General features: G+C 45.0%; 11 protein-coding genes. 9 read left to right on the top strand and 2 right to left on the bottom strand.

What is annotated here, in order from left to right:
• Window positions 1–424: 424 nt before the first annotated feature.
• The gene (locus QUB37_RS24600) at window positions 425–1,714 is read right to left on the bottom strand and encodes a transposase (protein ID WP_333167161.1); all 1,290 of its coding nucleotides are present in this window, start codon (window positions 1,712–1,714) and stop codon (window positions 425–427) included.
• Window positions 1,715–1,854: 140 nt separating this feature from the next.
• Here QUB37_RS24600 and QUB37_RS24595 point away from each other — a divergent pair, with 140 nt between their 5' ends.
• Window positions 1,855–2,862, top strand: a complete 1,008-nt coding sequence (locus QUB37_RS24595) for a DUF4349 domain-containing protein (RefSeq protein ID WP_333167159.1) — start codon at window positions 1,855–1,857, stop codon at window positions 2,860–2,862.
• Between the two features lie 114 nt (window positions 2,863–2,976).
• On the opposite strand, the gene QUB37_RS24590 is transcribed toward QUB37_RS24595, so the two are convergent.
• Window positions 2,977–4,077: a RuBisCO accumulation factor 1 gene (locus tag QUB37_RS24590; RefSeq protein WP_333167157.1), complete on the bottom strand. Its 1,101-nt coding sequence runs from the start codon at window positions 4,075–4,077 to the stop codon at window positions 2,977–2,979.
• Window positions 4,078–4,304: 227 nt separating this feature from the next.
• On the opposite strand from QUB37_RS24590, the gene QUB37_RS24585 reads away from it, so the two are divergent.
• The 8 genes from QUB37_RS24585 to QUB37_RS24550 all read left to right on the top strand — a co-directional run bounded on the left by QUB37_RS24585 (window position 4,305) and on the right by QUB37_RS24550 (window position 13,958).
• Window positions 4,305–5,519, top strand: coding sequence for a transposase (locus QUB37_RS24585; RefSeq protein WP_333167154.1), 1,215 nt, complete (start codon window positions 4,305–4,307; stop codon window positions 5,517–5,519).
• A 62-nt stretch (window positions 5,520–5,581) separates the two neighbouring features.
• Window positions 5,582–6,526 carry a response regulator gene (locus QUB37_RS24580; RefSeq protein WP_333167152.1) on the top strand — a complete coding sequence of 315 codons (945 nt, stop codon included), beginning with the start codon at window positions 5,582–5,584 and terminating at the stop codon, window positions 6,524–6,526.
• A 221-nt stretch (window positions 6,527–6,747) separates the two neighbouring features.
• Complete coding sequence (ubiE, locus tag QUB37_RS24575) at window positions 6,748–7,449, top strand: bifunctional demethylmenaquinone methyltransferase/2-methoxy-6-polyprenyl-1,4-benzoquinol methylase UbiE (protein WP_333167150.1); 702 nt, start codon at window positions 6,748–6,750, stop codon at window positions 7,447–7,449.
• Window positions 7,450–7,538: 89 nt separating this feature from the next.
• The gene (locus QUB37_RS24570; RefSeq protein WP_333167187.1) at window positions 7,539–8,771 is read left to right on the top strand and encodes a DUF445 family protein; all 1,233 of its coding nucleotides are present in this window, start codon (window positions 7,539–7,541) and stop codon (window positions 8,769–8,771) included.
• A gap of 168 nt (window positions 8,772–8,939) precedes the next feature.
• Window positions 8,940–9,248 (top strand): DUF3493 domain-containing protein, encoded by a 309-nt coding sequence (locus tag QUB37_RS24565; protein ID WP_333167148.1) that lies wholly within the window; start codon window positions 8,940–8,942, stop codon window positions 9,246–9,248.
• A gap of 786 nt (window positions 9,249–10,034) precedes the next feature.
• Entirely contained in the window at window positions 10,035–10,610 is a 576-nt protein-coding gene (locus tag QUB37_RS24560; protein ID WP_333167146.1) for an alpha/beta hydrolase, read from the top strand.
• A 612-nt stretch (window positions 10,611–11,222) separates the two neighbouring features.
• Entirely contained in the window at window positions 11,223–12,431 is a 1,209-nt protein-coding gene (locus QUB37_RS24555; protein ID WP_333167143.1) for a DegT/DnrJ/EryC1/StrS family aminotransferase, read from the top strand.
• A gap of 399 nt (window positions 12,432–12,830) precedes the next feature.
• Window positions 12,831–13,958: a glycosyltransferase family 4 protein gene (locus tag QUB37_RS24550; protein WP_333167141.1), complete on the top strand. Its 1,128-nt coding sequence runs from the start codon at window positions 12,831–12,833 to the stop codon at window positions 13,956–13,958.
• Window positions 13,959–14,137: the final 179 nt, after the last annotated feature.

Below are 14,137 nucleotides of genomic sequence, written 5' to 3'. Positions count from 1 at the left end.
TTTAGATTTTAGATTAGAAAAATATTTGTCGCGTTCAGCCTTTTTAAAGGGTATCCGAAACTGAGTTGCTTTAGGTGCGATCGTGTATGCCCAGAACCCAAACCATCAATCGATTTTAGATTTTAGATTTTAGATTGAATAAAGCAACCTAGCTTAGAAATTCGGGGGCTGGCGATGGGGAGCGAGGAGCTTTTTTCTTGCTCTACGGATGAATCCGGGGACTTGTTACCCCATTGTTTTCGGTCATCACACCGATATTTATTGGCTTTCATCTGCGTTCATCTGCGTTTATCTGCGGTTAAAAATCCCAAAGTATTCAACCTCTACCGTTTCCATTTCGGTATCGGCTAAACTAATGCTATCTATTCGAGCTTAAATTGAAACCAGCATAAAATTCAATAGCTGGTAAAAGCATAGTCATTTCTTACATGACATGGGAGGCATTAAGCCCCTCCCCCTTCACTTTCACTTTAAGCGGATTGACCCGCCTCGGCTGAACTACGCAGCTCTCTATCCCATCGCTAAACGCATTTGGGATTGCTTTTCTGAGGATGTTGTAAGCGGCATTCACATCAGAATTAATTAATCGACCGACTGATGTTTTGTACAACCCTCTTTTGATCCGCCTGCCGCTAAATGCAGTATCTTTGTCAGTCTTTCCATAGACAGGTATTGGATCTAAACCCAGAAAATTGGCTTGTGAAGTATAAGACTCTTCTTGCACGATTACCTTAATCCCAACCAGTCGAGCTTTGTATTCCAACATCTCAATTAGTCGAGCGTGAGGAATGCTGACAAAGTTTTGATTAGTTTGTTTTCCTAAATCAATCTCAGTTTTCCACTGTGCATTCTTGCCAATTATTAACGTCCCAATTTGTTGGGCGATTAAAATGTCAACAATCAGGCGGCTGGTATGATGCAAGTAATTATCAATTCTTTGGTGGCGACAGCGAGTCAATCGTTGAATGCGGGGTGAACTTTTACGACTTCCTTTCAATTGAGTTTGTAGCCGTGCTTTACGTTTGTTGTAGAACTGATTAATTGATTTTAATGGTCGCCCGTTAATCAGGAGCGGGGTAAAACTCGGTTGATTTGAAGTTAACGCCACTAAGTTATCCAGTCCTAAATCAATACTAGCTACAAATTTATTATCGCTGACGGTGGACTCCTGTTCACTTCGACTACGCTCAGTACAAGCATCATAAATTACCTCAATCACATAAGAATCGCATTTGGGAACCAACCTAACTTGACAAATTAGATCAGGACTTACTTTGGTTTTAATTGAGAGATTAGTACCCGAAAGCTTAATAATTCCTTTCTTCAGCAATTTGCTACTAATTGCTTGAATCGTGTAGACGAGAATATTTCGTCCTTTGACCTTATCTTTGTACTTGGGCAGTTTGGGGCGACCAGTAAATTTAGAGGGAGCGGTTTTGTAAGCTTTAACCGCTTCAAAAAACGATTTCCAATTCTTGTCCAATATCATCAAGATTTGCTGACTGACTTTAGCAGGTAAAGCCTTGTATGCTTCATGAGACTTCATTAAACGGTTCATTTCGTTGTAATTGACATAGCCCCATCCATAAACAAAGCTCTGACGAATGACGTAGTTAGCAGCATTGTAGAGATTCTTGGATTTAAAAGCTAATTCATCAATTTCGGCGAAACGGTGTTCTGTAGATTTAATGATGTGTCTCTCTGCTAATTGCATTTAGAGCCTCCATTTTTTAACGAGAGCAACATTTTTTTGTGTGAGTTTTCTGACTATATGATACTACTATTGTTTATTGATGCTTACAAATTTATTAAAGTTTTACAATACCCAAGCCTTTTTTAGAGGAGTCACCCAAAATGAAAACTCACCTCAAAATCAATTCCCCCCCGCCCAAACCCAACCCAAACCCAACCAACAGCAGCACAACTCGTTTTGCTGTGGCGGTATTCTTAACTTTATCTTCAGCCATTGCTTTGCCTAGCTGCGGAGGAGATCAAACGTCCAGCAGCGCTCCAGGCGGCGCAGGTTCATCCAGCATCCGTGAAAACCAAGTGACCGCATCGGCTCCACAATCGGCACCAGCACCCGAGCCAGCAGCCCAAAGGTCAAAAACTCCTGGTGCATCAAAAAAAGCAGCAGAAACGACCGCAACCCGTCCCCAACTGATTAAAAAAGCCGAACTCAGTGTAGTTGTTAAATCTATTGACGCCAGCACTAAATCTGTTACTAATATTGTCGAAAAACAGCAAGGCGATATCTTGGGTTTCCAAAATCAAAAGCCGCCGGATTCCAGTGTCCGCCAAACGGCGTCTGTGGAGATTCGCGTGCCTCAAGAACGTTTAGAAACTACTTTAGACGCTTTGGCAAAACTCGGAACTGTAGAGAACCGTTCTCTGAAGGCTGAGGATGTTACCGCTCAATTAGTTGACAGCGAGGCTAGGCTGCGGAACCTCCGCAAATCGGAGGAAATGGTGTTAAAAATTATGGAGCGATCGGGTTCTGTCGGCGATGTACTCAAAGCTGCTCAAGAGTTGAGCAATATTCGGGAGTCGATCGAACGCATTGACGCTCAGTTAAAAAGTTTGCGAAATCAAGTAGCCTATTCAACTATTAGCTTAACTCTAGAAGCAGCAGTATCGGCTCAACAAACTCAGGAACCTTCTCTAGGTTTGCGGGCGCAGGAAACTTGGGGGAAAGCGACTCATTCTGTGGGCGAATTGACGCTCGGTTTGTTTGCTTTGGGTATTTGGCTGTTGGCTTATAGTCCTTATTTTCTGTTAATTGCGGCTGCGGTTTACGGCTTTAATCGATTTAAGAAACAGGATTCTGTTCCGCAAATTCAAGAACCGAAACCGCCTCAGTAGTCAGTAGTCAGTTGTTAGTTGTCAGTTGTTAGTTGTTATTAGCTTTCCAGTCAACAGTCAACAGTCAACAGTCAACAGTCAACAGTCAACAGTCAACAGTCAACTAACAACTGACTAATCATCAATTTGCCATCCATCTTTGGTATAGTCTTCATCCACAATCTTTTTCGGACGCATCACCAGCACAACTCGCCCCAATAGCGAAAAATTCGGGGATTGTTCAAACCACTGCAGTTCTAAATTGCCCGCGTTATCGGCGAGGAAATAACTCTCAGCATCCCACTGTCTTTGGGCTCGATCGGCAATAATCAAAACTTCTTCAACTTTGCCTTGCAGCGGTACCGGCAATTTATCGCTCATTCCCAAAACCGCCACCGGATCTTCAGCGTTCAAGATTACCTGCCATCCGGGAATCGCCACCCAAGCTCCGGCTCCGGCTCCCGAAAATTTTACCATTCGGAACGGCTCGATTTCCTCCGGTAAAGGCACTGCCAGCAAATCTCTCGTAGAAAGCGGCAATTTGCCCACAACCGGGACAACGCGGGGCAATTGTTCCTCGGTATCGAGTCGGTAGACGGGCAAGCGGGGCGCTTCCCGTCTCGCAACTACGGTAAAATCAACGAGCAACTGCTCGATTTGCGCCCTAGCGGTTTGGCTGCTAGCTAATTTTAAACCGCGAGCAATTAAGCGCGATCGCTCTTGCAAATCGCTTTTCTGTCTAGCCAATTGCCAGCATTGATAAGCCATAGCATCGCCGGGAGTGTCTGTGAACCCTTGGGGGAGACTCCCGAAGTGCGAAAACTCCTTGATCGCTTTAGCAACTTGGCGAGCATCGTCAACATCCAAATTGTGGGTTAGCATCAAAGCAGCCGCCCCGGCCCGCTCTACTTGAGAGAGAATCCGAAACTCGTATAAAATATCGCTACCTTTTCCCAAAAAGTGCGATCGAACTTCCTCTGAAGCCCCAGCATTTACCATGCTGGTGTAGACTTGGGCTGCGACGCTCACTTGATTTTGCTGAATTGGCTCAAAACCAGTTTCTTCAAAAATCCTTTGAGAGTTGTAGCCAGCTTTTAGCAGTGCAGTGCAGGCCTGTCCCCACTCTACCCAAGTGCCTTCTTTGCGGCGGAGCGATCGAATTAATTTTTCGGCATCCACAGCATTGGTGGAGGGTGCAGATGCAGGAGGGGAGGAATCTTGCGGTGTATCAGTCATAATTGAATCAAAAACTAGCGCTAAGTTATGTGTTATTGGATATCGGCAAGGCTCGTGTCGCGGCAGAGCGATAGATTAATAGTAAGTGAGTTATGAGACTATTGTTACCGGAAAACGAGAGGAAAGCCCCCGACTTCAGGCTTGGGGATGAACTCGGCAGCGGATGCGGCTGCCTACAGTCTTAGAAAAATCCTGGTTGATTTCTAAAAGCATGATATGATTATATCATGCTAACAGTAACTCACGAGTACAAACTACGTCCAACCAAATCTCAAGTTCAAATATTTGAGATTTGGTTGTCTGTTTGTCGTCAGGTTTATAACTATGCCTTGCGAGAACGGAAAGATTGGGTAAATTCTCGTGAGTCTTCTGTTAATGCTTGTTCGATAGTTGGTGAGTATATTATCTCACCGGATACTCCTAGACCAACCTATGCTAGTCAGTGCAAAGGTTTGGCAGAAGCTAAGAAGCATTGTCCCGAATTAAAGACCCCTCATTCGCAAGTATTGCAGCAAACTTTAAAGGTTTTAGAGTCGGCATTTGTGGCAATGTGGGAGAGAGGGCATGGGTTTCCTCGTTTCAAAAAACGGATGCGATCGTTTGTTTTCCCGGCTGTTAAGGATGCAGCAGTGGAGAATGGAAAGGTTAACCTGCCTAAGATTGGGTGGGTAAGGATGAAAATGTCTAGACCCACACCAGAGGGTTTTATACTCAAGCAAATTAGAGTAGTTAAAAGGGCATCAGGATATTTTGTCATGCTGACCTACCAGTTAGCAGTCAACCTGCCCGCTCGCCCATCGTCAGGACATCCATTAGGGGTAGATATTGGGCTTGACAAATACCTCGCAACTTCAGATGGAGAATTAGTCAACAGACCGAGATTTTTTCAGGCACTTCACCGCGAGTTGAAATCACTGCAGCGAAGATTAAAGCATCAAAGAAAAGGGTCTAATAATTGGCTTAATCTCCAGAAAAAGATTGCTAGAATTTATCAAAAAATCAGTGATACCAGAAAGGATTGGCACTATAAATTAGCTCATCGATTATGTGACCAAGCAGGAATGATATTCGTTGAGGATATCAATTTTAAGGCTTGGGCAAAGGGGATGTTCGGTAAACATACTCTCGATGCAGCCTATAGTCAATTCTTCTCGATTCTGTCTCATGTGTGTTGGAAGCGCGGGGTGTATTTTGCTCGTGTTGATAAAAACTATACGAGTCAAATTTGCCCCCAATGTGGAACCCATACTGGTAAGAAAACCTTGGATGTCAGAATCCATAGTTGTCAGTCGTGCGGGTACACCACTGATCGCGATACAGCAGCAGCACAAGTAATTAGAGACAGAGGTATCCTTGCGGTCGGGCAGCTCGTGAGTAAAACTGCTTCTGGAGGCGTTCTATCGGGGATCGATAGTAATATCGGTCTAGAGTCGAGCCTGTGAGAGAAGAATCCCCCGCATTCTATGCGTGGGGAGTGTCAAGAAGGGGAGTTTATCGTATTGTTATGGATAATGCCATTTCAGAGCTAGATCAAATTAAACGCCAGCTCATGACCCTACACAGACCGAAAAAGCCCAAAATGCTGGTAGTAGACGACGAACCAGACAATCTGGATTTACTCTACCGCACTTTCCGACGAGATTTTAACGTTCTCAAAGCTGAGAGCGGAATTCGCGCCTTGGAAGTCCTCGGCATCGAAGGCGAGGTCGCCGTAATCATTTCCGACCAGCGGATGCCCGAAATGAAGGGAACGGAGTTTTTGAGCAAAACCGTGCCCCAGTTTCCGAATACGGTCAGAATTATCTTGACTGGTTTTACGGATATTGAAGACTTGGTGGATGCCATTAACTCAGGACAGGTTTACAAGTATATCACCAAGCCTTGGGACCCGAACGAACTGAAAATGGTGGTGCAAAAGGCGGCCGAGACTTATGAAATTCTCAAGCAGCGGACTGAGGAATTGGATCGCGCTCAAAATCAAATACAACTGTTAGCAACAATCATGCAAACGGCTGTGGATTATCCGAGTTTGGAAGCAAGTTTAGATCCAATTGCTACTGCTATAAGTGATAATTTTTTGGCGGACTCTTGCATTTTGCAACTGGTGGAAGGAAATGTTTTAATCCCAGTCCAAGGCTGTCACACCACGGGTTCAACTGTGGAAAATTGGCTGGCGGATGACCCTCTGGTTCGAGAAGCAATTACCTCTCAAACTATTCAGGGTGTTGTGAATATTGGACTCGACACCAACCTAGCGAGTCTGCCGCACTATCAGAAATCCGGCATTCAAGCTCACCTGAGCATCCCGGTGAGTCACAAAGGTCGATCGATCGCCCTGATTTCCATGCAGTGGAAACAACCTTGTTCCCTTCGCCCCGACGAACTCACAACAGTTCACCTCGCCGCTCAAGAAGTTGCTTTGGTATTGACGAGTTTTCAGGGTCATTAGTAATCAGTCATGAGTCATCAGTCATTAGTCCTTAGTCCGCTCTAAGTCTTGAGTTTAAAATGATAGCAAACCAATGAGTCTCGACAAAAGCTCATCGCTCGCTAACAAATGAAAAAGCATTAATGACTGGCGACAGCATGACATGAATGGACGGATTAATTATTCTTTCCGGCTGACCAATCACTAATCACTAATCACCAATTACCAATGACCAATGACTAATGACTAATAACGCCGAAGAAATTAAAACTATATTTAATCGAATTGCACCAGTTTACAACCAATTGAACGACTGGTTGAGCTTTGGGCAGCACCGGATTTGGAAGCAAATGACGGTGAAATGGAGCAGTGCGGGCCCCGGAAATACTTGTTTAGATTTGTGCTGCGGTAGCGGGGATCTAGCTTTGTTGCTGGCCAAACAAGCAGGACCGACCGGTTGCGTATTTGGAGTAGATTTTTCCGCCGAACAATTGGCCGTGGCGGCCAGGCGCGATCGACCTTTTCTTACCCCTGGCAGTCCCATTTCCTGGGTAGAAGCTGACGCCCTAGACTTGCCTTTTGCTGACAATTACTTCGACTGCGCCACAATGGGTTACGGCCTGCGTAACGTGACTGACATCCCCCGCAGTCTTCAGGAATTGCACCGCGTCCTCAAACCCGGTGCCAAAGCAGCTATTCTCGACCTCCACCGCCCCAGCAATTCCCTAATGCGGAGCTTTCAGCAGTTTTATCTAGACACTCTTGTAGTGCCCATTGCTCAGCAATTTGGCATGACTCAAGAATATGCTTACATTAATCCTAGTTTAGAAAAATTCCCGATCGGCCAGGAGCAAGTCGCGATCGCCAACAAAGCCGGATTTGCCACCGCCACCCACTACCCGATTGCCGGAGCTATGATGGGAGTATTGGTATTAGTCAGTTGACTGTTGTCAGTTGTCCGTTGTCCGTTGTCAACAGTCAACAGTTAACAGTTAATAGTCAACAATCAACAATTCCCAATTCCCAATTATTGATGAATCCGTCTGACATTTGGCTGTTGTTGGCCCCACCTGTAGTGGGAGGAATTATTGGCTATTTCACTAACGATATAGCTATCAAAATGCTGTTCCGCCCGTATCGAGCTATTTACATCAAAGGGCGGAAGTTGCCTTTCACTCCAGGCTTGATCCCCCGCAACCAAGAGCGTTTAGCAAAGCGAATTTCCGACACAATTATGGGTTCGCTGCTGACGCCACAGGAACTGCAAAACTTGGCGCGCCGCCTCCTGCAAACCGAGCGGATGCAGTCGGTGATTCTCTGGTTGTTGCAGTTGGCGCTGGATCAGGTAAAAGCAGACGCAGAGCAAAAAACGGCTAAAATTCTCGCTAACATTCTGCGAGATTTGCTGGGGGAATCTGTGCCGCGAATTCTCAAAGTTCTGGCGCGCCGGGAAGATTTTTTAGAAGCTCAGCTTAATCAAATTTTTGATCAAGTTTTGCTGGAGATTCAGCTTACGGAATCTCAGGCAGCTCAGCTTGCTGAGTGGTTGTTGCAGGTAGTAATACCCCCGGAAGTGCTGCGGCAGGCTTTAATTGACTTTTTGACGGATCGCAATATTTCGATTATCGATGAAGGGTTTCGAGAAAAAACCAGTGGCACTTATTGGGTAGTAGCAAATTTGTTTGGTTTGCGGAACACTTTAACTCGGCTGCGAACTTTTTGTCTGGATGACAGAGAAGCCACAAATCAGCGCTTAGCAGAGTTAACTATTTCTTTGGGAATTCGCGGGCGAATTCAGGAATGGCTGCAAAATTTGTCGATGCAAAATTTACCGGTTTCGACTGTGAGACAGTTGCGAAAAACTATGCGCGACAGTGTTCGCAGCTACGTTCAACAGCGGGGTACAGACGTACTTGAGGGGTTGACCAAATCTATTGACTGGGAAAATATTTCGCGGTTGCTTCTCAATCGATTGCAGACTTCAGCGGTGATGAACGCTTCCCTCGGAATTGTCAGCCAAGAACTGGCTTTGGTTTTAGAGCGTTATTTAGAGCGGGATTTAGAAAATATTGTAGCTCAGGCTATCCCGATTTTGAATATTGACCAGGTGATTGTCGATCGAGTGAAAGGTACTTCTCCTGAAGAGTTGGAGTTAGCAATTCAGGGAATTGTCAAAAGCGAGTTACAGGGAATTGTAAATTTAGGAGGGATTTTGGGCGTTTTTGTCGGCTGTTTGCAGACAGTTGTGCTTTGGATTCAGCGGTGATTTATTTTGGCAGTTGTGAGGTATTTGTTGTAGTCTAATATTCACTCGACTTGCGCCCACAGTACCAAAAACCAGGTTTTTAGACCGTATTGGCCACCTCAGTCAGAGGATTTTTGGTAAAAATCGGGTTTTTGTGGCCCAATCCTAATTTACTCATTTTCTAAATCTATGCCAGCCCCCAATTCGGACGATCGCACAAACATCCCAAAAAACCCCCGCAACCTCAGCCGCCAACAATATGAGCGTTTAACTGCAGAAATGGCCACTCCCTACCGGCCTCTGCGACAGTTTGTTTACGTAGCTTGTGGCGCTTCGGGCTTTATCGGCGGCTTGGTTTTCCTCGCTAAAATTGCCTCTGGCCGGGAAATTGGTTCTGCTTTGCCTAATTTTGCCCTCCAAGTCGGAGTGGTGGCCCTGATGGTGTTCCTGTTTCGCTGGGAGCAGCGCGCTGAGGGCCGATCCCCCAAGCCTAAGTAACAAAATTTTACAAATCGAGACAAAAATATATCTGAGGCAAGGAAAAGTTATAAATATAAAGAAATTATTATGAAATCGTGGTTTGCCAGCGATCCCTGTAATAATAACAATGTGGCTTCAATTGGGGTCAGCACATTTAAAGGCCCTAATCATAAACCGCTTGTAATTCGTTCAATTGGGGTCAGCTTTCATAAAGACCCTAAATATATAAAATCAATTTAAGCCCAGCGCCAGCCTTCACTTATAGAAGAGCTGGCGTTAGGTATTTTGCTATGATCGGGAGCTTGGGAGAGAGAATCCTATCAATTCAGGTTGCACTGTCGGTGATTGTTGACGGTTGACGGTTGACGGTTGACGGTTGAATCGCAGTCGCCAAACTGAATGGTTGAGTGTTATCAGTAGGGTGTGCACCCCGTACAGAGAGGCCCGTAGCAGCGCCCTGAACTGAGTTTTTTGCCTAGCATCCGATATATAGCCTTTCTCAAAAAGGTGAGGTACGAATTTTGACCTGGAAAGCTTGACAATACAGGGTTTCTGTATACCTCATTTATCTGAGAACCGCTATAGGTAATACCATTTCCCAAAAATCATGCAACTCTAGGCCGATGCTGGAAACCACGATCGACATCAGTCATTCGCAAATCTAAAATCTAAAATCTAAAATCTAAAATGGTATAAGTGCTGGGGCGATCGAATAATTTGGCATTTCCCGAAGACCTTAGCCTGTGCAGTAACTAATGAGATGTGTCAAAGTCGAAGTAGAAAAAGATGTTAGAAGATTTTACTATGGGTCGATCATTTTTCCAAGGGCGGTGGACGTTATTTTTAGCAGCCGGGGCGGGAATTGCATTTTACAGCAATGCTGCGGCGGCTGCCGAAAAGGTAGTGCTCAAATACAGTGCGATCCGAATGACTTTACCCGTCAGCGAATTAGAAATTTTTGCAGAAACTGGGCAAATGTCGCCCGCGTTAGAAATGCTGCTGGGAAATGCAAAAAAAGACCCAGAAGCGGTTCGCAACAGTCTGACGAGACCAGTAAAAGTCAGTCAAAGCTTTTTGGATCGGACGCTTAACAGCAAGGTTGGGGAAATAATTCTCGATGAAGTGGGTCAGGTAATTCGCACTCCTTCTGGGAATGCAAACCGAGAAGCTTTGAGATCAGCCTTGGTGATGTCGGCAACTAATGATAACGAGATTACAATGCTGGAAGCGATGAAGAATTATCCTACTCCAGAAGTTTATGTTGAGGGCGATCGTTTAGTTGAAGCTTACGGCAAACTTGTAGCTTTGTCAGAACAATTGGGCGGCGTGTCAGAACGACTGCAAGATATTTTAAATAAGATTCGCCTGCCTAGACTGTAGCGGATTTGGTCAAGGACGGTTGATTGCTTGCTTGGGGCGATCGCACTTGGGTTGCTGAACCTGCCTCAATTACAGGGGAGTCACTTTTTATTTGTGCAAAATTTGCCTAATTTTGACACCAGTTTAAAAAAAGAATGCAACCGTAGACAACCTCCAAACCTGACGGTAATCACTCATTCCCAAATCTCAAATCGTATAACTTGGCAGTAAAATCTACCTCGGGATAAATGTTACATAGTTTACAAAAACTTTAGAGGAAGTGCCCGTATTATTGCTGAGGAAAGTATTTGAACCAAAAAATGCGGGCAAGAGCTTGTGTATCCCCCATAAACTGAAATACGATCTGGTGGACATTGCAGATTATCTATCTTAAGATAGGTAAACGCTGTCAGAGTCAGGCGCTTGCGGAAAAACGGCTGGTCATTAGTAAGCTCGTGCTATAACAAATGCCATTGCCCAAGGAATTCCTCAAAACTCTTGACTAAAAAAAGTTGAAAAAAAAAGGTGAGAGACTGAATTAATTAACAGAACCTCAAATCCAAATAAAATCTTACTTTTCAGGGATCTACACTTTCACTCGCTCGACTCTATTTACCGGGTAAGACTAGCAATATGAACAACAATCCTATTCGTTCAAAAGACCGTTTTTTGGTTTTCGGCGCTCCGGCGATCGAAGATGCTGAAATTCAAGAAGTGGTGTCAACCATGAAAACAGGTTGGTTGGGTACAGGCCCTAAAGTCATGAGTTTTGAAAATGAATTCAAAGCTTACAAGGGTTCCCAGTACGCGATAGCTGTCAATTCCTGTACGGCGGCCCTGCACTTGAGTATCCTCGCTGCTGGGTTACAACCGGGGGATGAAGTCATTACTACTCCGATGACTTTTTGTGCCACAGTTAATGCGATTATTCACGCAGGCGCAACACCGGTACTGGCGGATGTAGATCCGGTGACCATGAATATTGACCCCGCTCAAGTCGAAGCTAAAATAACTCCAAAAACAAAAGCAATTTTACCGGTTCATTTTGCAGGTCGTCCCTGCGATATGGATGCGCTTTGCGAGATTGCTCGCCGTCACAACTTGAAGTTAATCGAAGACTGTGCTCACGCGATCGAAACAGAGTACAAGGGGCGGAAAGCAGGCACATTTGGCGACTTCGGATGCTTCAGCTTTTATGTCACCAAAAACATTACGACAGGCGAAGGAGGAATGATTCTGGCCGGCCGTCAAGAAGACGCCGACAGGCTCAAAATTTTAGCGCTGCACGGTATGAGCAAAGATGCTTGGAAGCGCTTCGGAGACTCGGGTTACAAGCACTACCAAGTGGTGGAGGTCGGTTTTAAATACAATATGATGGATCTGCAAGCTGCGATCGGCATTCATCAAATGAAACGAGTCACCCCTTATTGGCAGCGGCGGGAGCAGATTTGGCAGCGCTACAACGAAGCATTTGCGGATCTGCCGATTACTTTGCCCGCCAAGCCCGAACCGGATACAATTCATGCTTATCACCTGTACACCATTCTGGTAGATGAAGCCAAAGCAGGAATCAGCCGCGATGAGTTTCTCAACGCTATCAATGCTGAAAATATCGGTGTCGGGGTACATTACATGAGTATGCCGGAACATCCTATCTATCAAGAAATGTTTGGATGGCAGCCAGAAGACTATCCGAATGCTGCGTACATCGGGCGGCATACAGTTAGCTTGCCGATTTCGGCAAAATTAACAGATGCAGATGTGGAAGATGTAATTGCTGGTGTTAAAAAATGTTTGGCGATCGGCAAAGCTAAAAGTCCAGTTTTGGCAACAGCAGACTAAAGTCGTGGAATAGGTTGTCATTAAAACATCCTAGCTGTTTTTTAATAAAAGCAACTAGGATGTTTTTTAACTCCACAACGCTCTGTTAGTTTTTATGGCCTTGGCAGTTATTTTACTTAAATGTTATCGTTTTACAGTACAATCACTCTCAGGTTACGGAATCTGCTTTTAAATAAAACAAGATAAAACAAGACAGCTCTACAAACTGAGCACTCCTCTCCTATGTGAATAGGCCTGTTGCAACAGTCCTTTTTATCACTTTATTGAGCAGGCGGGACGCCCACCCACAAAAAAAATGACTCTTGTGAAATGGACAGGAGAACCCGTCTTAGTTATTTTTCAAGAAGTCTAATGTTTAGATGAAAGCCGAAAAACTTGAGTTAATAGAGAATTAATGCTATGTTAAAACTTAGTGCTTTATTCCCAATACATTCCCGAAACCGAGGAATTAGCGACGTATTTTTTTCAGTGTGCAAAGAATGGCAAGGCCCTGAATTGAAGGCTCGTATGGTTGTCCCGAGTTGCGATCGCGAATGTCGCGGCCCCAATGTAGTGGAAGCAATTCCGTCATTTCTGACAAAACTATATTACCGCAGCCCTAATCTTCCCATAATCAAGACAGAGAAGCGTTTTCTCAAAGATTTCAAAGATTTTGATCTGGCATACTTGTGGCCTGGTATATCATTAGATTTTGTAAAGAGGGTTAACAAGCAGAGCAAGCCCATTGTTTTGGAGGGAGTTAATAGTTATCAAGGCGAAGCTAAGATAATCCTTGACGATGCTTACTCTCGCTTGGGATTGGAACCTCAACACAGCATTACTCCAGAAAATATTCAGGATGAAAAGGAAAAACTCAAGCTAATTGATTTTCTGTTTTGTCCTAGTCCGATAGTAGCAAAATCGTTTCAAGAAGTCGGGGTTCCTGAAGAGAAACTACTTGTAACGACAGAAGGTTGGTGGCCCGATCGTTTCCCCAATTATCAATCTCAAAAACCGCCGCAGGATGAAGTTAACGTCCTTTTCCTAGGTTTTGCCTGCGTTCGCAAAGGGGTTCATTTGCTTTTGAAGGCTTGGGAGCTAGCTGGGATTAAGGGAACGCTGACAATTTTTGGAGCGATGGAGCCTGCGATCGCTCAAACTTGCAGCCATTTGCTGAAACGTTCTGATGTAGTTCACTTTGATTATGCTTTGGACTACAGTTCTGCCTATCGCCAAGCTGACTTTTTTGCCTTTCCCAGTCTTGAGGAAGGTAGCCCACTCGTCATCTATGAGGCGATGGGTCATGGTTTGCCCATTCTCGCTTCACCGATGGGAGGAGGCGGTGTTGTGCGTGATGGCATTGAGGGCATAATTCTTCCTCCCTACGATACTGACGCCTGGGTGGAGGGACTGCGCCAACTATCTAATTCTGCTGATTTGCGGGCTAAGATGGGAGCCGCCGCCCGCCAGCGAGCTTTGGAGTTTACTTGGCCAAAAGTTGCGGCGAGACGCGGAGAGCAGATTCGGCAAAAAATGCAGGCAAAATAAAAACTCAATAGGAGAGGACTGACGAAGAGTCCTTATTTGTTAAAATCTTTAAGAAACGACTCTTCGTCCTCACGACTTGCCCGATGAGGGTTATATGACAGGACTAGTACAGCTCGGCGTAAATACACAGACTATTAGGCCGCCAAGACTTTACCCTTATATGTCCACTTAAAAGGCTT

Source organism: Microcoleus sp. AT3-A2, assembly GCF_036705685.1.
GTDB lineage: Bacteria > Cyanobacteriota > Cyanobacteriia > Cyanobacteriales > Microcoleaceae > Microcoleus.
This window is presented reverse-complemented; position numbering and strand designations above follow the sequence as displayed.